The organism is Siminovitchia sp. FSL H7-0308 (assembly GCF_037980985.1).
GTDB classification, from domain to species: domain Bacteria; phylum Bacillota; class Bacilli; order Bacillales; family Bacillaceae_C; genus Siminovitchia; species Siminovitchia thermophila.
The window spans coordinates 824,785-843,899 of the sequence record NZ_CP150282.1; the positions used below are offsets into that span (position 1 = coordinate 824,785).

Here is a 19,115-nt window from a genome sequence, read left to right on the forward strand (position 1 = left end):
GTCGTTGGTAAAATGCAGTGCGATGTGAATAAGAGATCAGCCGACCAATGACAGCTTCCGTACTTTTACGGAAAAAATAGGGTTGTTTTTCGGATACTTTTCTTGCTAGCATGCGGAGTCTTACATTCTGAAATTGACTAGTCCTCTTTTATTCGAATTATAATTTGGTTTTCCTTCTTTGAAGCAAAGGGGTAGGAGGACGGGAATATAAGCAAGGCGAGCGTCTCGTGTTTCGGTGCCAGCTTGGGGAAGCAGTGGGAAAACGAGCAAAAGATTTGTCACAAGCCGGCTTACACGTCCATGAACGAGAGCCTACTTTGCCGCATTTTCCCCCGCGAGGCGTCCAGTGACAAGCGCCGCGGTAATATTATAGCCCCCGGTATATCCGTATATATCCAATATTTCTCCGCAAAAAAACAATCCTTTCATCAGTTTTGATTCCATCGATTTCGGTTCGATTTCTTTGACTGAGATGCCTCCGCCCGTAACGAAGGCTTTTTCCAACGGAAGCGTGCCTTCCACGGTAAATTCGAACTGCTTGCAATGAGTGGCAAAGGTTCGTATGTTGTCTGTTGATATGGAGGCACCTTGCGCGGAAGGGTCAATTCCGCTTTTTTCCAGCAAAAAAAGCAGATAACGTTCCGGAAGCAAGCCTTTTAACGTATTTTTGGCCGCTTTTTTTGGTTCATCCTTCAACATCTTTTTTAGTTGCCCAAATAGTGGCTCCAGATGTTTGTCAGGAATTGCATCAATGCGCATGACGACTTCTTTTAAATTCCATTTTTTCTTCGCTTTTACAACAAATTGGCTGCAACGAAGCACGGCCGGGCCGGAAATGCCGAAATGAGTAAAGAGCATGTCCATTCGATGTGTAATGATCGGCTTTCCTTTCGGATTGAGAACGCTGACTTCCACATCCCTTAATGACAACCCTTGCAACGTTTTTTCCCTGATAAAAGTTTCATTGGATGTTACGGGTACTTCTGTCGGAAAGAGATCGGAAATCGTATGTCCCGCTTTTTTCGCCCACGGAAAACCGTCGCCGGTGGAACCGGTATGGGGAACAGATTTTCCGCCAACAGCCACCACAACAGACCGGCAGGATAATGTTTCACCGTTTTCGAGTAAAACGCCTTCCACTTTGTCCTTGCCATATAAAATATCTTTGACGGGAGTGTTCGTGCGAACGGAGACGCCCAAATCTTTCATATGGGATAATAATGCGTCCACGACCGACTGGGCTTTGTTCGAAGCCGGGAACATTCGGCCGTGATCTTCTTCTTTTAGCCGGATTCCCAGGTTTTCAAAAAAACTGATAATATCTTCATTGTTAAAAATGGAGAAAGCTCCATAAAGAAAGCGGCCGTTCCCCGGAATATGACGGATGATTTCATCGGTTGGAAGCCTGTTCGTCACATTGCAGCGCCCCCCGCCCGATATGGCCAGTTTCCGCCCAAGTTTATTACCTTTATCCAGCAACAGTACGCGGGATTCCCGTTCAGCCGCAGCGATAGCAGCCATGAGGCCGGACGGGCCGCCGCCTATCACAATTACATCCGCATTCATCTATGTCAACACCTTGTCGTTTTTTTGCTATTTCATTGTAAACTGTCAAATATCGTAAAAGCAAATGTCACTAGACTGTTCATTGTCAAATGTCGTCGATCACTGTAAACTATAACAGTAGAGCTTGATGAAGCAAATGGTGAGAAATAAAGCTGGGAATGATTCGTCCTTGAATTGAAGAGGGAGTTAAACTGCATGAGGAAGAGCATCCATTTTCTAGTTAACATACAGGAACAGGTCGCATACAATCATTCTTAGCGGTATCAGGCCGCCTTTTAAATAAAACAATGGAGAGTAAGAGATTGCATGTCTTCTAAATTAATTCGGGGTACATTTATATTAACGCTCGGAACCATTTTGTCAAAAGTCCTTGGACTTCTTTATGTCATTCCGTTCTATAGAATCATCGGCGGAAATGAACCCGCCGCATTATATCAGTTTGGATATGTTCCTTATACGATTTTTATTAGTATTGCGACAGCGGGCGTCCCGCTTGCTGTCTCCAAATATATCGCAAAATACAACGCGATGGAAGAATATGCGGTTGGCCGAAAGCTGTTTCACACAGGCATTTATGTCATGTTGGCTACAGGGATTGTTTCGTTTTTGACCATGTATGGACTTGCTCCGTGGCTGGCGGAGCTTGTGCTAAAAGGAGCGGAAACAAAACATCATTATACAACGGCCGATGTTGCCGTCGTTATACGGGCTGTCAGCTTCGCGCTCTTGATTATTCCCGTGATGAGCTTAATCAGAGGTTTCTTCCAGGGACATCAATCAATGGGCCCATCCGCTGTTTCAACGGTTGTAGAACAGTTGGCGCGCATCATTTTTCTGTTGGGGGGCACTTTTATTGCCTTATATGTGATGAAAGAAGATATTGTCACTGCCATTAGTGTCGCTACTTTTGCCGCATTTATAGGCGGAATTGCCAGCCTGTTCGTTCTGTTTTGGTATTGGAGAAAAAGAAAGCCCGGTTTGGATCAAATGCTTCAACATGATCGGGGGACATTGGAAGTATCGCTGCCGGAAATGTATAAAGAAATTATCGTATATGCATTTCCATTTGTTTTGGTCGGGATTGCGAATCCGCTTTTTCAATTTGTCGATCAAATGACATTTAACAGGGCAATGGCGGAAGCGGGGAGAGCCGCCGAAGCGATGGATTCTCTCGGAATTTTGAATATGACGACCCACAAGCTTGTCATTATTCCAGTTTCCCTGGCAACGGCATTTGCGTTGACGCTTGTGCCGCTTATAACCGAATCATTTGTGACACATAATAAAAAGCTCATGTTCCGCCAGCTTGATCAAACAATTCAACTCCTTCTTTTTATCACCATGCCTGCCGCGATCGGGCTTGCCCTGTTGGCGGAGCCGATGTACACAATGTTTTACGGCTATGATGAATATGGGGCACAAGTGCTCCGCACATATGCCCCGGTGGCTATTTTATTTGCCTTATACTCTGTTACAGCAGCGATTTTACAAGGGATTAATGAACAGCGGTTTACGATTCTCAGTTTGCTCACGGGTCTCCTTGTCAAGCTTACTTTCAATATGCCGCTCATTCAGGCTTTTTCAACAGAAGGCGCCGTTTATGCCACAGCTTTGGGTTATGGAGCCGCGATTGCCATCAATTTGTTTGTCATCAAACAATTTGCATCTTACCCAATTCGGCTTGTGTACCGCAGATCACTGTTAATCGTCATTTTCAATTTAGTGATGGCTGTTCCCGTCTATGGGTTATACCGTTTGCTGTTACTTGTCTTTTCTCCGGAATCGGTCTTTCAGTCGATCTTGATCATCTTGTTGTGTGCGGGCTTGGGTGCGGCCATTTATGGTTATCTTGGGCTGAAATCCGGCTTGGCGGACCGATTATTTGGCGACAGGCTGCAACGATTGAGGCAGCGTCTTCACATTTGATGAAAAGACAAAGGAAAGAGGCTTCCTTGCGGATGCCTCTTTAATAATATCCTCCAGAATAGTGCTGGACTTCAAGGTCTTCGGGTCTGCCAAATCCGAGTTGTCTTTCGATTCTTGAGATGCGGCGATCGAACCGGTTAATTTGTCGGTCGACCCGTTCAACTTGCCTTTCAAGGCGTTCCAACCTTCTTTCGAATCCGGCACCGCTTTGCCCGCCGCCCGGAAAAAGTGAGGGCGCGCCCTGTTGCTCTGCCGTATGCGGTTGGAAACCTGTTGGCTGCTGCATTTCACTCGGCTGCATTTCCATGGGCTGGCCCATCGGCATTCCCATCTGAGGATATCCTTGCATCCCCATTGGCATTTGCTGCATACCGGGTATTTGCGGCATACCGGGCATTTGTTGCATACCGGGCATTTGTTGACGATAATCTGTATACATGACATAACACTCCTCATGAATTGTATCCTGCAACATCAGCCTATGATACTGCGCCTAAAACGTATGGACGATGGCCTATTTCCACGATTTTTTTTGTAAAAGCAAGGTGGTGATTTTTGTGAGAATAGATAAATTGTTAAGTAATTTGGGTTTCGGGAGTCGAAAAGAAGTAAAGAAGTTTTTAAAAAAGGGCTCCGTTTCCGTAAATGGGCAGGTGATCAAGGATCCGAAGCACCATGTCCACCCTCACGAAGATGAGGTTTTCATTTTTGGGGAGGAAGTGGAATATAGAGAATATATATATATAATGATGAATAAGCCGTCTGGCGTTATTTCGGCAACGGAGGATGTGCGTGAGCCGACCGTCATTGATTTGCTGGAGGAAGAGGAGAGAATATTCAAGCCGTTTCCGGTTGGAAGACTGGATAAAGATACAGAGGGGCTCATGCTGCTGACAAATGACGGCAAGCTTGCCCATCAATTGCTGTCTCCCAAAAAGGATGTGCCTAAAACATATTTTGCCATCATTGACGGAATTGTCACGGAAGAAGACATCCAATTGTTTGAAAAGGGCGTTACACTGGATGACGGGTATCAGACAAAACCGGGGAAGCTGCACATTATCAAATCCGGAACATATTCAGATATAGAACTAACGATCACAGAAGGAAAATATCATCAAGTCAAGCGGATGTTTCAGGCGGTTGGAAAAAAGGTGAAATATTTAAAGCGGATTTCGCTTGGGCCGCTCGTACTCGACAAAACGTTAAAAGAAGGAGAATATAGGGAGTTGACGGAAGAAGAAATCGGGCAGTTACAAGATGTAGATCAGAGTTAATCATGTGTATAAAAAAATCCGCCACTGTTTGAAACAGCAGGCGGCATTTTGTTATGAAAAAGAAAGTAAGTTCTTTCTTTGGCATTTCATTTGAAAAGTCTGGCTCCAGCGCTATTGACTGGCAGTATTGCCTTCATACTCTAGCGGTATCGCTATTTTTGGAGGTAGAACATCATGATAAAAACGTTGCACGAAGCTTACATGGTACGTTTCTCATGGCGTCCTGCGATAAGTCAACATGACTGAGGCTCGCGTCGATGCTTCTTCAGCCTGTACATTTGTGAAAGGCATCTGCGCTTTTCTGCTAAAGGAAAGCAAACATAAACGTAGTGGGTTTGTGAATCTTCTAAGTATACGTGTAGTTAAGCGATCGTATGAGCTTTGGGGCCAGTCAAATTTTCTTTTTTTCTAAGATGTTAATTTCACTTTTTTCTCTGTTGTTGTCCACTTCCCGCGGCGCGGGCTGCTGATTAGGTCATTGTATTCTAACACATTCAAATCCCTTTGAATGGTGCGAGGTGTACTGCCGAATGCATCAGCCAGCTCCCGTGTCGTCACGGTACCATTTTCTTTAATGTACAAATATACATCCTTGATCCTGGTGAGCATCCTATTCGTAGAAGGTTTCAAAAAACCACTCCCTCATCTTGAATTCCTTGGCAGATGGTGCGGACAGCTGCATTGATGAAGTGCAGTCTACGTCGTGATTCCTTTCGGACAACTCCTTTTCTTTGTAATTAACATCTTGTGTCTGAAACTAAAATATCAGACAGTTTTATTCTACCGCAATCTTGCTTGCTTTAAAAGGGATTTTTAACAATTGGAAGAAAAAGGTCGTAATTTGTCACATTTTATCTTTGCAATGAAACTTTTATTATGTTATATCGTATATCTTTAAAAGCGAATGTAGGACGAGGTGAAGGGTTTGGCGCTTATACATGTAAAGATCAAACAGGCTGGATATAAACCGAATGAATCTATTATTTCCAATATTGATTTTTCCATCAATAGAGGCGAATTAGTTGGCATGATTGGCAACAATGGAGCTGGTAAAAGCACGACAATCAAAGCAATGCTGGGAGAATTGCCATTTTTGGAAGGGAAAATTGAAAAGAATGAAGACTCTTCTTATTCTTATATTCCGGAAAGGCCAATATATTACGATGAATTGACTCTTTGGGAGCATTTCGAGTTTGTATGCGCGGTGGAACAGTTGCAGGAAGAGAATCTTGAATATGCCAAGGAACTGTTAAATGTTTTTCGGCTCATTGACAGAATTCATGAATTTCCGTCTACCTTTTCTAAAGGGATGCAACAAAAAGGGATGATTGCGCTTGCTATGTTTTCAAAGCCGGATTTGCTTGTCATTGATGAGCCTTTTATGGGACTGGACCCCGGTTCTACGAAGCTGTTGCTTGACATGATTGATCAGGAGAGGGTTTCTGGAACCGCCATATTAATGTGTACACATATTGTGGACACGGCACAGCGGATTTGCGATTCTTTTTTGGTTGTGGAAAATGGAACGATTAAGGCATCGGGAACACTGGATGAGGTGCTCTCTCAATGCGGTGCAGAAGATGGCAATTTGTATTCGTGTCTTTCACTGGAGGATGAAGGGGATGAATAGCGGGCGGCTGCTTTGGACGAGGGTGTTGGAAAACGGAAAGCATAAGTTGAAAACGATGCGGGCGGTAATGGATTGGACGATCATCGTTTATTTTGTCATTCCAAGTATCGTCATTGGATTTTTCATTTATCGGTCTTGGTGGCTGGAAATGCCTGGCTGGATTCAACACATTCCTTTTTCTTTCCTGTTTATCGGTTCTTTTTTTCTGTTATGGAATAGCCATTTCAGAACGTATGTCAGGGAAGCGGACACCATTTTTTTAATGAAAAAAGAACGCCTGTTTATTGGTTTGAAAAAGGGCGGAATACTATTTTCATATACATTTGAAATACTGACAGCAGGCCTTCTCGCTTTGTTGATAGCCCCGTTTTGGTTTCAACATTACGGTTTTACCGGACTTCAGCTGTTATCCTTTTGCATCTCGTGGATCACGTTAAAATGGCTCGTCATGGCTGTATCTGGCCGTTTGGACGTTCAGTTACGCGGCTTGATCAGCATCTTGAGAAATATCCCGCTTGTGATCGGAGCCGGCGCCATATGGTATGTCAGCTTTCTGGCATTTGAACATGGAGCTATTTTACTGATCATCCTAATCTCTTTGCTCAATACAGTTGGATCGATCGTGTTGAATTATCCCCGATTTACGAGCATACATACTTTTGAGCAGGATCTCGCTATTGATGAACGGGAAAAAAGAAAACATACGGAGTTCGTGCTGGGGATGTCCTCGGACATTGAGAAATTACCGAAACTAGGGACAGTGCGAAAAAATCCCCGCTTGTATTCCAAATCAAACCGTTTATTTAAAAAACGGACTGAAATGGTCGGCTATTTGGAATTATTTATAAAAGTAACGACGAGAAATACAGAATATTTTTGGGGATATGTAAGAATTATTGGTGTAACGGTGGCTGCATTGATCATGCTTCCGCCGCTTTGGATGAAGATCGGTATAACTGCTTGCGGTTTATTTACAGTGGTTGCGTGGAGCGGATCAATATGGCATAAAATAGTCGGCAGCCATCCTTTTACAAAGCTATATTCGGGGAAAGACGGATATTTTAAAGGTAAAAATACTGTGACTGCAGTGCTGGCAGTGCCTTTTACAGTGATATGCCTTGCTTATTTTTTCGTCATACAATACGTTCAAAAAAGTATTCCCCTTTTTTTGAATGGCTGAAAAGTTGTACAATAGAGTCAGCAAGCATTCAAAGGAGCTATGTCTATGGCAAATATTGATTGGATCTCTGAAGCAAAAAAGAGAAAAGCTGACATGATAAGAGATTTGCAGGGACTTTTGCGAATCAAGAGTGTTTTAAATGAACAGAATCAAACAGAGGACGCCCCGCTTGGAAAAGGAGTAAAAGAAGCATTGGATTATATGCTTCTGCTTGGGGAAAAGGATGGTTTTACTGCAAAAAATGTCGGAAATGTAGCCGGGCATTTGGAGATGGGATCAGGTGCCGGGCTTATTGCTGCGTTATGCCACGTGGATGTCGTCCCTGAAGGAGATGGCTGGACGAAAGATCCATATGGCGGGGAAGTGGAAGACGGCAAAATTTATGCCCGCGGCGCTATTGATGATAAAGGACCGACGATGGCCGCTTATTATGGCATGAAGATTGTGAAAGAGCTGGGATTGCCTATTGAAAAGCGCATACGACTGATCATTGGAACAGATGAGGAAAGTGATTGGCGCTGTGTCCACCATTATTTTCAGCATGAGGAAATGCCGGATATGGGATTTGCTCCGGATGCCGATTTTCCGATTATTCATTCCGAGAAAGGTATTTGTGATTTCGACTTGGTGCAAAACAATCATTTTGAAAAGGAATACGGTGCCCCCAAAACGCTCATTTCCTTTGTGGCGGGACGCCGATATAATATGGTTCCTGACCATGCGCGAGCGGTGCTTGATATCCAAGGCGACCACACTGAACTACTCCAACTTTTTAATCATTTTAAAAAGGAGCAAAATATAGCCGGGTCTTATTATGTGGAGAGCGGATATCTTGTGATGGAAGTGGAAGGTGTTTCGGCCCACGGAATGGAGCCGGACAACGGAAAAAATGCCGGCTTGCTTTTGGCGAGTTTTCTTTATACATTGAAGCTTGACCGTAGAGGAAGAGAGTTTGTGAAAGCGGCCGTCCATTTCTTTTTCGGGGATTCACGCGGCCGGGCTTTGGGTGTCCAGCATGAAGATGAGATTACAGGTGAATTGACAATCAATGTTGGCATTATGACGTATAATGAAGAAGATGGGGGACGTTTTGGATTGAATATGCGCTACCCCGCCACTTTTCCTTTTGAAAAAGGGATTCAAGATATGGCAAGCGCAGTTTCAAGCGCCCATTTTGATTTTGTGAAGATTAGAAACTTACCACCCCATTACGTTCCGAAAGATCATGAATTGATTCAAAAGCTTATAAAAGTTTATGAAGAGCAGACAAATGAAAAAGCGGAGCTGCTATCGATCAGCGGCGGGACATATGCGCGCTCATTGACAGCGGGAGTCGCATTTGGGGCATTGTTTCCCGGCAGGGACGACGTTGCTCATCAGAAGGACGAATATATGCATATCGATGACTTAATAAAAGCGACAGCGATCTACGCCCAGGCATTTCATGAATTGGCACGTTCATAATGACATTAACGATAGGAGATTGATGACGTATGGGAAAAGTGATTTTGAATGGGGAAATGATGGAAAGGTCCGAAGCGGTCATTGACATGGAAGACCGCGGATATCAATTTGGAGACGGCGTTTACGAGGTGATTCGCGTATATGACGGCAATCTTTTTACAGGTGAAGAACATATTGAACGTCTGTTTGCGAGTGCCGGAAAAATAAAGCTCGACATTCCTTTTTCCAGGGATAAAGTTCTTTCCCTTGCCCGCCAACTTGTCAAAGAAAACGGCGTGAAGCTGGGAACGGTCTACATGCAAGTAACAAGAGGAACAGCTTCCAGAAGTCACATTTTCCCGGACCCAAGTAGAACGAAAGGGGTTTTTTCAGCCTATACGACAGAAGCGCCGCGTCCTGAAAAAGCACTTGAAAATGGAGTGGCCGCCATCACCGAAGATGATATCAGATGGCTCCGTTGCGATATTAAAAGCTTAAATCTATTGCCAAATGTGCTGGCAAAGCAAGAAGCATCCGGTCAGGGATGTTATGAAGCGATTTTGCATCGTTCCGGAACGATCACGGAAGGATCTTCATCAAACGTGTATATTGTAAAAGATGGAACAGTGATCACTCATCCGGCGACCAATTTGATTTTAAACGGTATAACCCGGCAAGTCACACTGAAATTATGTGCAGAAAACAATATTCCTTTTTCAGAAAAAGAATATTCCTTGGAAGAGTTGCGGCAGGCGGATGAGGTATTTCTTACAAGCACAACATCCGAAATTATGCCGATCGTAAAAGTGGATGGCCGCCAAGTTGGTGAAGGAATACCCGGGCCTGTAACGCGCAAACTTCAATTGCTTTTTCAAGAAGAATTAAACAAATAAGGAAATCTAAGGGGAGTTATAGATGCATTCTGACCACTTTTTCTTTGCCCTTGCATTGCCTGGGGAGATGAAGATGTATTTACATTCGATCAGTGAGCGGATCAAGAGCGTTTTCCCTTTTAAGACCTGGGTTCATCCGGAAGATTACCATATGACGTTTGCGTTTCTGGGGAAGGCAGAAAAAGAGGTGCTGGCCTCTTCCATTAAACTCGTTGGGGATGCGATTCAGGGGGCCGAGCACATAACGCTCCGCCCTAATCAAGCCGGGACGTTCGGACAAGCAAAAAGACCGCGGATTTTATGGGTGGGCACTACAGGTACAGACCAATTAGAGGCACTGCGGAATAATGTTTTTTCAGCATGTCAGCGGGCTGGTTTTGAGCTTGAAACGAGACCGTTCAAGCCACATATTACAATTGCCCGCAAATGGATGGGGGAGGAGCCATTTTCCTTGAGCCAGCTTCAAGAACTTGCGCGTAATGCCTCCCCCAGTTTGCCCGGCCCAGCTTTTGACGCGGTGGAAGTGGTGCTTTACCGCACCCGGTTGGACCATTCCCCAAAATACGAGAAAATCGAATCATTTACATTGATATGAAAGGTTGTTTTTAAAAGGAAATGGCGCAGTTGATCAAATTACAAGATTACGTATCACGCTATGAAGAGGACCTTTCGGAATACTCTTCTAAGTTTGTTCGCCTTAAAAAACGAAGATGGCAAGCAATCGTGAATACTCTGGAACAGCGGGGAAGTCGCCTGAAAAACATCGAAATCGCCAAACGGAAAACTGCCTTAAAGCAGTCTTTTTTGGATAAGTTACTTTTATCACAAATTCAATGGGCCAGCACGACCATTTCGGAGAGATCGTTTGTCCAGCCCAGTTACTACACGGATCCACGTTTGCGCGGCCTCTTACAACGGTTTCCCGACTCTTTTTTTGTCATGTACCGGCCTGTCGTGCGCTTCGAAAAAACGGAAGTGGAATTGGAAGTGTTGCTCCTGACTCCTTCGATGATTTTCTGCATTGCTTTTTTAAACGGTGCAGAGGAGGCGGTATATATTGGGTCTTCTTCGCATTTTTGGAGAAATGCTGTCAATGCGGATGATAAAGTGTTAAATCCATTAATTTCGGCCAATCGCATGTCTACAGTAGTCAAGCGGATTTTTAAAAATCATAAGGTCGATTTACCCATCCAACGCACTGTTATATCAGAAAATAGTTACATAGACTATCCAGAGGGGCAAAGCGATGTGCTTTTTATAGATAAGCATGATTATGAAAGCTGGCTTCGTAAATTAAAAGCGCCGCGCTTACCTGTTAAAAGGATGCAAATGCTTGGGGCAAAGGCCTTGTTGGACAGTTGCAAAACAGTGGCTATTAAAAGAACGACATAAATCATTTTACGGTCATTCATTCATTTTATCCATAGCCTGAAGCGGCCTGTAAAAGATAAAGCGCAGATTTCGACAAAAGTAACATCTACTTTATCGGAATACGGACTTGACGAAAAATGCAACTTAGAGTTAAAATTTAAAGAAGGATGGCTATTGTATTTTATCACTCCAATAGCTGTCTTTTTTCTTTCTACTGAGATAAATGGGAGAGGAACGTCCCTTTCCATAAATATTGAAGGTGAATGACGGTGAAACATTTATTCGAGCATAATTGGGAAATCATTCCTGCTGGTGGTGCGACAGGGGAAGCTTTTTTCGCGTGTAATGAACGGGAAAAACTTTTTTTGAAGCGCAATTCCTCTCCTTTTCTTGCCGTATTATCTGCGGAGGGCATTGTTCCGAAATTGATTTGGACAAAAAGAATGGAAAACGGAGATGTCATTACAGCTCAGGAATGCTTAAACGGCAGGGAATTTAAACCCCAAGATATGACTCACTCCCGCGTTGCGAAATTACTGAAAAAAATACACGCATCGCGCGCGTTGTTAACAATGCTTTCTCGCCTCGGAAAAACACCTTATAAGCCGGAAATGATCCTGTCAGATGTAGTCGCCGTGGTGGATGGGGATTTACTTTCGAATGAAATTGTTCAATCATCCCTTCAATTTTTGCAAACGGAAAAATCCAATGTTCATCATGACACATGGACAGTTTGCCACGGTGATGTCAATCATAACAACTGGCTTCTTTCCGACGATGGTGAGCTCTACTTAATTGATTGGGATGGAGCGGCAATTGCAGATCCTGCTCTTGATATCGGGCCTCTTTTATATTTTTATATCCCGCGTACTGATTGGCCGAAATGGCTTGAACAATATGGAATAGATATGACAGATAACCTGCTGCTTCGAATGAAATGGTATGTTATCGCCCATACGATGCTTTCTGTTGGTTGGCATAAAAGTAAAAATCGTATTCAAGAAGTAAAATTCTGGATCGGATATTTAGAGAAATTTATCTAATGCTCATTTTATAGAACCCCGCCGCAGTCTTCCAAATGATGATGGTATGTTAACAGTATGGACACCATTTTTCATTGGCAGATTGCGGTTTTTCATTTTTTATTTGCTTTTACATGGCTGAATATTCAATTAATATGGTACAATAATTTCGAAATGTGCGGGAGGTCGAGAAAATGGAAACAATGAACATTGGTGAATTGACGTTAACCTGGCTCAATGGCGGAGATACGTATCTTGACGGGGGAGCCATGTTTGGTGTAGTGCCCAAGCCCTTATGGGAAAAAAAATATCCGGTTAATGAAAAGAATCAAATTGAATTAAGGTCAGACCCTATTTTTTTGAGAGTAAATGGAAAAAACATCTTGATTGAAGCAGGGCTTGGCTACGGCAAGTTGTCCGCAAAGCAATTAAGAAACTACGGCGTTACGGAACAATCGAAAGTGGAAGAATCGCTTGCCAAGTTGGGGCTGGCACCTTCTGACATTGATATTATTTGTATGACCCACATGCATTTTGACCATGCAGGCGGATTAACGAAAAAAGTTGGAGATCGTTATGTTTCTTTTTTTCCGAACGCAGTGATTTACACATCTGCCATTGAATGGGATGAAATGCGTAATCCCAATATCCGCTCCCGAAATACATACTGGAAAGAAAACTGGGTACCAATTCAAGAACAGGTGAAAACGTTTTCTAAAGAGATTGAGATTGAAGGCGTCATTAACATGGTTCATACAGGGGGACACAGCGCCGGGCACAGTATCATTACGATCGAAAGTTCCGGTGAAAGGGCGGTTCACATGGCTGACATCATGCCGACCCATGCCCACCGAAATGTATTATGGGTTTTGGCTTATGACGATTACCCGATGGATTCTATTTATGCAAAGCAAAAATGGATTCCGGAAGCAATCAAGTCAGGAAGCTGGTTCACATTTTATCACGATGGCCATTACCGTGCCATCAAATGGGACGAAGATGGCCATATCATTGATTCGGTTAAAAGAAACCGTCCCGCAGCCGTGGTAAAATAAGTGCCGGCTATCCAAGCAAATTGACTAAAGGTAAGAAGAGGGCGGTTAAGAAAAAAGAACTGCACCCTGCCTACCAATGACATAAGAGGCTTCAGCCCCGTATGTAAACGGGCTGAGGCCTTTTTGTCCGTTGATAAAAATGATCGTAAAGCACTCCAAGGACGAATCCTGATGGGAGAGCCGCCCAATCAGGCAGTATTATTTACACACAAAAAAATGGATGTCACAACGAAATAAAAGAAAAGGGTATTGACAACCTATCTGAAAGAATATGAACGCATTCTTTTAATGGAGTCCGAGTCTGGGACACGACTAAATCAGCTGATGAAAAAAGAACAATAAAGTGAAACCTCATTCAGTAGAGCTCCTACTGAATGTTAGTTGAACCAATCGGGCATTTAGGTGCCGTTTCTCCCACTTAGACCTTTTGGATTCACTCAGGATTTTGAGGTGGGAGTCCTTACGGCACCTTACATGCGGGATAAAGTGAAACTTCATTCAGTAGGGCTCCTACTGAATGTTAGTTGAACCAATCGGGCATTTAGGTGCCGTTTACTCCCGCTTAGACCTTTTGTATTCACTCAGGATTTTGAGGTGGGAGTCTTACGGCACCTTACATGCGGGATAAAGTGAAACTTCATTCAGTAGGGCTCCTACTGAATGTTAGTTGAACCAATCGGGCATTTAGGTGCCGTTTCTCCCACTTAGACCTTTTGGATTCACTCAAGATTTTGAGGTGGGAGTCTTACGGCACCTTACATGCGGGATAAAGTGAAACTTCATTCAGTAGGGCTCCTACTGAATGTTAGTTGAACCAATCGGGCATTTAGGTGCCGTTTCTCCCACTTAGACCTTTTGTATTCACTCAAGATTTTGAAGTGGGAGTCCTTACGGCACCTTACATGCCGGATAAATTGTCCCACTGTATCATACGCAAGCTTTTAGCGTGTCAACATAGGTAGACTCCTGCGAGAATAGCTCGAGCTGAAGATCCCGCAGGAAAGCGACCTTTGCTTTCCGAGGAAGCTGAAGAGACCTGGGGAAAGCGAAATATGTTGACGTAGCGGTGATAGGGATTTTTTTACACAAATAAACCGAACAATTATAAATGATTGTTCGGTTTTTGCTATTTGGTATTTGCTTATGTCCCAGCCCCGCCCGATTAGCCGCAGTTGCTCATTTGAGATTTCTACTAGTGAATGTTTCAATTGAATGTTTCAATTGTTCAGCCTTTCCGTGGCAGCCGATTCTGATAGTCTTTTCGAATTTGATGAAGGTTGTGAAGCTTGTCAAAAGCGTCATTGCCCATTTTTTTACTCACATTAATAATCATACTTTCAATCATGGCGACAGGTGCGGCCATCGAATGAAAGTCTCCTGCGTCGCCCCGGCTCGTGTAAAGGACGTATGTTGCCCGTTCCAACATCGGGGAAACGAGTAAATCAGTCATTAAAATAGTACAAACTCCTTGCTTTTGTGCAAAGTCCAGCAAGACATTGATTTCCACTGAAGCTTGAACGAACCCGAATATGACGAGTACATCGCCTTTTTCCATATGAATCATCGCCTCAAATATTTCATGTCCACTTGGGGGAAGGGAAAAAACATTTCCATTGAAACGCTTTAAGCGAAAGGAAAACAAGCAGACGAGGCTCTGGGCAGAACCTGCTCCATACAAATGAATACGCTTTGCGTTTGCTAGTGCAGCAGTGGCTTGTTGAAACTTTCTTTCAGACAAATGGTGCTTTGTTTCATTTAGGCATTGCACAGCATGATCGAATATCACTTGTCCATGAGATGAACTGTGTTTTTTGACGGCTGCTTCCACTTTGCTGGCAGGCGTAATGGCGGTTTCTTGTTTTAAGTGTTGTTTAAACTCCTTTAAATTCAAAAACCCAATGGCCTTCCAAAAGCGAGACACGGTTGCCACACTAATATTACATGCTTTAGCAATCTCTTTTTCATTCATATATGGAATGAGGTCGAGATGCTTTTGGATATAATCAGCAATTCTTTGTTGGCTTTTTGAAAGATCCCATGTTGAAAAATTCACCACATTCATTAACTCCCCTCAATTGAAACGCCTAACATGTTCCTACTCTTTGACATTTACCAACACTTCTCCTAAACGTCGTTCTATTACTGTAGTATACAGCAAAAATGAAAGAAAAATATCATTTATATCAAAAAGATAATAAATTTACAATAAATTAAAATCCTCTTTACAATCGACTCGTATAGTAAAGAGGACAATAAGGAATAAAGGAGTGGAAAAAATGGGTATCAATGAGGAAAGAAAGCTAACACAGTCACAAAAAATGATGATTTTCGTGTTGTCCATGTCTTTATTCGGATTATCAAAAATGATTACTGAATTATTGCCGGCAAATGAAATCGGACCAATTGAATTTTCTATTTCTTATTTTGCTTTTATTCCCCTTGTTTTGGCTGCTTTGTTTCATCCGCTATATGTTGCTGTTGGTGCGTCTGTTGGAAATATTGTATTTGCCGGATTGCTTATGGGGGATTTTGGCGGAATTGGTGAAGTGGAAGGTTTTATTGAATTCACATTGGCGATTTATGTTGCCGGATTGTTAGTACGAAATCCCTTGAGCAAACGCCAACTCGCGGTTGCTTCACTTGTTGGTGTCGGCATTGACCAATTGTTGAGTTCAATTGTCGATATCGGAAAAGTATGGTTCGGAGTGGAAGGGTTTGACGCTGTTCCGGGACTTCCTGAAAGTATTGTCATTTTAGAAGGCGTGAGCTTTTTAAATGAAATGGTGATCACAGGGGTATTATTCGGGTTGGTTCCAACTCTTTATTTAACACCCAAATTGTATGGGAAAATAGAACCGCTCTTGGGAATGAAACCGCGTGAAGCGAGAGTGAAAGCATCCATCGGTTCATATATTTCACTACGTCTCATCATCGCCGCGGTCATGCTTACATTTGTTGGGATGATTGCCGAGTTTATCGCAGAGTTAGATATGAACTTGGCGTTTTGGTCAAGTAACTTTATCGAGCAATTTGATGAGAGCCAAAAATGGATTGGATATAGCGCTTGGGCTATTCTAGCTGGGTTAGCCATTTATATCATCTATCGAATCATTCGAAAATCAAAAAAAATGCCATCCAACATCGATCAGAAAACGGCATGATGTTAATGGGAAAGGAGTAGGAAAGGTTGATTACATTCGATAAAGTGTCCTTTCGGTATCCGGGCGCGGAAGATTGGGTATTAAAGGATTTGTCGGTGACGATTCAAAAGCATGAGTTTACTGCCATCATCGGAGGGAACGGGGCAGGAAAATCGACCTTCTGTAAAGCGATTAATGGCTTGATTCCTTTTTATTATGTTGGTGATTTTCAAGGAAAAGTGTATTTGGACGGAATCGATACGACAACTGCCAATGTAGCATCTCTTTCCAAAAAAATTGCTTACGTATATCAAGATTTTGAGAACCAGCTTGTGCGTCCAAAGGTTATGGATGAGGTGATCTTTTCGCCGCTGAATTTTGGCTATTTCGACTATAAGGAAAGGGGTCGGCGGGCATTGGAGTTGCTGGATATTGCCCATCTCGCTGAGGAATACGTTTGGCAACTTAGCGGCGGTCAAAAACATTTAGTGGCGCTGGCAGGGGCGATCGCATTATCTCCTGACGTGCTCATTATTGATGAACCCGTCGCACAGCTTGACCCTGCACATGCGGTTGAGTTATATGAAAAACTCAAAATGCTCCATGAACAATATAAAATGACCATTTTGGTTATTGAACATCACACTGAATTCATAGCGAACTACTGCAAAGAAGTCATTTTACTGGAAAATGGGGCGGTGAGATGGAAAAAGCCGGTGCGGGAGGCGTTAAACAGTGTCGATGAGTTAATGGCTATGCAAATATATCCGCCACAAGTGACCATTGCCGCGGCGAATTCAAAACGGGATGAGGAGGGACTTTTGCCTGTGACGGTCGAAGAAGCGGCACTGTTTTTCAACGAATGTAAGCAACGTACAACACAACCGCGACCTATCGCTCTTACAAAAAATGGCGAGCCGATGATTGAATTTCAAAACGTTCATTACGGGTATAAGACTTTATCAAGAAAACGAGTGCCCGTCATTAAGGAACTGGATTTAACGATTCGTTCTGGTGAACGCATTGCTTTGGTTGGCAGTAATGGGGCAGGAAAGTCGACCATTCTGAAGCTCATCTCGGGCTTGATGAAACCGTTGGAAGGAGACCTGTTCGTCAACGGTGAATCAACGGCACGTGTATCGCCTGAAAAACTTGCGGAAAAAGTTGCTTATATTTACCAAAATCCTGAGGAAATGTTTATTGAAGACGACATCGAGAAGGATGTGTCGTTTTACTTGAGGGCACGGAAGCGGGCAGAGCTTGAAACCATTTTGGATAAGGTGATGCAGCAATTTTATTTACAGTACATTAAAAGCCGGGATGGCCGTTTATTAAGCGGTGGACAACAACGGCGCGCTTCCTTGGCAATCGGGCTGGCGATGTTGCCAGAAATTGTGTTATTGGATGAACCGACAGCGAGTCTTGATATTGCGACGAAAAAAGAAATGATTGCGATGCTCCATCAGTTAGACGAACAAGTCCAGGCAACGATCGTCGCAACGCATGATATGCAATTAGTGGCGGAATGGGCGTCACGGGTAATTGTACTGAATAAAGGGCGCGCTATCGCGGATACGACACCGTTTGACTTATTTTCTGATGAAGCACTGTTACGGACGGCATCCTTAGTCGAACCACAAATTGTCACGTTATGCCATTGTTTAAAGTTAAACCCGGTTGAGTTGACGATTGATGGCTTTCTCGGCCGCTTTCAGTTGGAGGAGATTGTACGTGAACGCATTTCAGAAGCTTTTTAGTAAGGCCACGATTGAAAACATTAAAATTGAGCTGATGCGAACGGCTTACGGCAATGAGCAAACACCACTTGCGAAGCTCGATCCGCGTGTGTTAATCATATGGATGCTTGTCTTTTCTATCATTCCTTGGCTGACACATAATCTCACCATTTTAATCGGCTTTACTCTTTTCACAGCAGCTCTTGCTTACGTATCAAGAGTAAGTCCGCTGCTTATCTTTTTATTAATCGTCGGGATTATTTCACAATTTACGTACTTAGTGTTTGCAGCAATATTTTTAGGTAATAGTTTTATGGCGCTTGTTGCGATTATCCCGGTTACGTTAAAGGTTGCTTGTGTTTCTTTAGCGACGATGGCTGTTGTGACAAGTATGGATCCTGAAAAGTTCAGTGACGCTCTTTTGAAATTGGGAGTGCCGGGAAAGTTCAGCTTCGGTGTGTCCTATGGTTATCGCATGCTTCCGATTTTAATTGAAGAATATCAAAATATTATTCATTCATTTCGATTGCGGGGAAAGCTGCCATGTAAGCCAGGTTTTTTATACAGGCGTTATATTTTTTATTATATCAAAATGAGTGTGTTGGCATTTTATCCGATGATGCTTAATACAGCGAAGCGCACAAGGACAACAGTGGAAGCACTGGAGGTAAGAGGGTTTAGCTACACGTTGGAAAACAATATCGCGAAGAAATTAAAACTGGATTATTTAAAATTGACGAAGTATGATGGGCAATTTATTGCACTGACGTTTGGCATTACACTTTCCATTTATGTCATCGGTTATTGGATGCCTCTTTGAAAGAAGACTTTTATTTTTTTGGCTGTTGAATCAATCGGGCTGCAAATTGGAGATGT

At 43.1% G+C, this 19,115-nt stretch carries 17 protein-coding genes; 13 read left to right on the forward strand and 4 right to left on the reverse strand.

The window, feature by feature from the left end:
* Window positions 1–312: 312 nt before the first annotated feature.
* The gene (locus MHB50_RS03940) at window positions 313–1,566 is read right to left on the reverse strand and encodes an NAD(P)/FAD-dependent oxidoreductase (protein WP_339162076.1); all 1,254 of its coding nucleotides are present in this window, start codon (window positions 1,564–1,566) and stop codon (window positions 313–315) included.
* Window positions 1,567–1,872: 306 nt separating this feature from the next.
* On the opposite strand from MHB50_RS03940, the gene MHB50_RS03945 reads away from it, so the two are divergent.
* Window positions 1,873–3,492 carry a polysaccharide biosynthesis protein gene (locus MHB50_RS03945; RefSeq protein WP_339162079.1) on the forward strand — a complete coding sequence of 540 codons (1,620 nt, stop codon included), beginning with the start codon at window positions 1,873–1,875 and terminating at the stop codon, window positions 3,490–3,492.
* Window positions 3,493–3,532: 40 nt separating this feature from the next.
* Here MHB50_RS03945 and MHB50_RS03950 read toward each other — a convergent pair whose 3' ends face one another.
* On the reverse strand, window positions 3,533–3,931 hold the full coding sequence (locus MHB50_RS03950; protein ID WP_236017095.1) for a hypothetical protein: 399 nt from the start codon (window positions 3,929–3,931) through the stop codon (window positions 3,533–3,535).
* A gap of 118 nt (window positions 3,932–4,049) precedes the next feature.
* On the opposite strand from MHB50_RS03950, the gene MHB50_RS03955 reads away from it, so the two are divergent.
* Window positions 4,050–4,769: a pseudouridine synthase gene (locus tag MHB50_RS03955; protein WP_340084883.1), complete on the forward strand. Its 720-nt coding sequence runs from the start codon at window positions 4,050–4,052 to the stop codon at window positions 4,767–4,769.
* Window positions 4,770–5,177: 408 nt separating this feature from the next.
* On the opposite strand, the gene MHB50_RS03960 is transcribed toward MHB50_RS03955, so the two are convergent.
* Window positions 5,178–5,399 carry a DeoR family transcriptional regulator gene (locus tag MHB50_RS03960; RefSeq protein ID WP_077111916.1) on the reverse strand — a complete coding sequence of 74 codons (222 nt, stop codon included), beginning with the start codon at window positions 5,397–5,399 and terminating at the stop codon, window positions 5,178–5,180.
* Window positions 5,400–5,685: 286 nt separating this feature from the next.
* Between MHB50_RS03960 and MHB50_RS03965 the strand changes: the two genes are divergently transcribed.
* From MHB50_RS03965 to MHB50_RS04000, 8 genes are all read left to right on the forward strand, one after another.
* On the forward strand, window positions 5,686–6,399 hold the full coding sequence (locus tag MHB50_RS03965) for an ABC transporter ATP-binding protein (protein ID WP_340084884.1): 714 nt from the start codon (window positions 5,686–5,688) through the stop codon (window positions 6,397–6,399).
* Complete coding sequence (locus MHB50_RS03970; protein WP_340084885.1) at window positions 6,392–7,579, forward strand: ABC transporter permease; 1,188 nt, start codon at window positions 6,392–6,394, stop codon at window positions 7,577–7,579. Before MHB50_RS03965 ends, MHB50_RS03970 begins: the two co-directional genes overlap by 8 nt.
* A gap of 45 nt (window positions 7,580–7,624) precedes the next feature.
* On the forward strand, window positions 7,625–9,043 hold the full coding sequence (gene pepV / locus MHB50_RS03975) for a dipeptidase PepV (protein ID WP_340084886.1): 1,419 nt from the start codon (window positions 7,625–7,627) through the stop codon (window positions 9,041–9,043).
* A 29-nt stretch (window positions 9,044–9,072) separates the two neighbouring features.
* Window positions 9,073–9,915 (forward strand): D-amino-acid transaminase, encoded by an 843-nt coding sequence (gene dat, locus MHB50_RS03980; RefSeq protein ID WP_077111920.1) that lies wholly within the window; start codon window positions 9,073–9,075, stop codon window positions 9,913–9,915.
* Window positions 9,916–9,937: 22 nt separating this feature from the next.
* Complete coding sequence (thpR, locus tag MHB50_RS03985; protein WP_339162089.1) at window positions 9,938–10,510, forward strand: RNA 2',3'-cyclic phosphodiesterase; 573 nt, start codon at window positions 9,938–9,940, stop codon at window positions 10,508–10,510.
* A gap of 29 nt (window positions 10,511–10,539) precedes the next feature.
* Window positions 10,540–11,307: a hypothetical protein gene (locus tag MHB50_RS03990; RefSeq protein WP_340084888.1), complete on the forward strand. Its 768-nt coding sequence runs from the start codon at window positions 10,540–10,542 to the stop codon at window positions 11,305–11,307.
* 248 nt (window positions 11,308–11,555) lie between these two features.
* A complete protein-coding gene (locus MHB50_RS03995; RefSeq protein WP_077111925.1) occupies window positions 11,556–12,329 on the forward strand; it encodes a phosphotransferase family protein in 774 nt (257 codons plus the stop codon).
* Window positions 12,330–12,502: 173 nt separating this feature from the next.
* Window positions 12,503–13,363: an MBL fold metallo-hydrolase gene (locus MHB50_RS04000; RefSeq protein ID WP_340084889.1), complete on the forward strand. Its 861-nt coding sequence runs from the start codon at window positions 12,503–12,505 to the stop codon at window positions 13,361–13,363.
* A 1,225-nt stretch (window positions 13,364–14,588) separates the two neighbouring features.
* Here MHB50_RS04000 and MHB50_RS04005 read toward each other — a convergent pair.
* Complete coding sequence (locus MHB50_RS04005) at window positions 14,589–15,425, reverse strand: MurR/RpiR family transcriptional regulator (RefSeq protein WP_339162095.1); 837 nt, start codon at window positions 15,423–15,425, stop codon at window positions 14,589–14,591.
* Window positions 15,426–15,639: 214 nt separating this feature from the next.
* On the opposite strand from MHB50_RS04005, the gene MHB50_RS04010 reads away from it, so the two are divergent.
* Genes MHB50_RS04010 through MHB50_RS04020 form a run of 3 tightly spaced genes read left to right on the forward strand, consistent with a single transcriptional unit; the run spans window position 15,640 to window position 19,059 of the window.
* A complete protein-coding gene (locus MHB50_RS04010; RefSeq protein ID WP_340084890.1) occupies window positions 15,640–16,524 on the forward strand; it encodes a cell division protein FtsQ in 885 nt (294 codons plus the stop codon).
* Between the two features lie 26 nt (window positions 16,525–16,550).
* Window positions 16,551–18,260 carry an energy-coupling factor transporter ATPase gene (locus MHB50_RS04015; RefSeq protein WP_340084891.1) on the forward strand — a complete coding sequence of 570 codons (1,710 nt, stop codon included), beginning with the start codon at window positions 16,551–16,553 and terminating at the stop codon, window positions 18,258–18,260.
* Window positions 18,235–19,059, forward strand: a complete 825-nt coding sequence (locus MHB50_RS04020) for an energy-coupling factor transporter transmembrane component T (RefSeq protein WP_340084892.1) — start codon at window positions 18,235–18,237, stop codon at window positions 19,057–19,059. The genes MHB50_RS04015 and MHB50_RS04020 overlap by 26 nt, the downstream gene beginning before the upstream one ends.
* The last annotated feature ends 56 nt before the right edge of the window (window positions 19,060–19,115 follow it).

Coding starts and splice junctions, on each gene's coding strand:
- MHB50_RS03945 (WP_339162079.1), top strand. CDS start 1,873: ATGTCTTCTAAATTAATTCGGGGTACATTTATATTAACGCTCGGAACC.
- MHB50_RS03970 (WP_340084885.1), top strand. CDS start 6,392: ATGAATAGCGGGCGGCTGCTTTGGACGAGGGTGTTGGAAAACGGAAAG.
- MHB50_RS03940 (WP_339162076.1), bottom strand. CDS start 1,566: ATGAATGCGGATGTAATTGTGATAGGCGGCGGCCCGTCCGGCCTCATG.
- thpR (WP_339162089.1), top strand. CDS start 9,938: ATGCATTCTGACCACTTTTTCTTTGCCCTTGCATTGCCTGGGGAGATG.
- pepV (WP_340084886.1), top strand. CDS start 7,625: ATGGCAAATATTGATTGGATCTCTGAAGCAAAAAAGAGAAAAGCTGAC.
- MHB50_RS03950 (WP_236017095.1), bottom strand. CDS start 3,931: ATGTATACAGATTATCGTCAACAAATGCCCGGTATGCAACAAATGCCC.
- MHB50_RS04005 (WP_339162095.1), bottom strand. CDS start 15,425: ATGAATGTGGTGAATTTTTCAACATGGGATCTTTCAAAAAGCCAACAA.
- dat (WP_077111920.1), top strand. CDS start 9,073: ATGGGAAAAGTGATTTTGAATGGGGAAATGATGGAAAGGTCCGAAGCG.
- MHB50_RS04010 (WP_340084890.1), top strand. CDS start 15,640: ATGGGTATCAATGAGGAAAGAAAGCTAACACAGTCACAAAAAATGATG.
- MHB50_RS04000 (WP_340084889.1), top strand. CDS start 12,503: ATGGAAACAATGAACATTGGTGAATTGACGTTAACCTGGCTCAATGGC.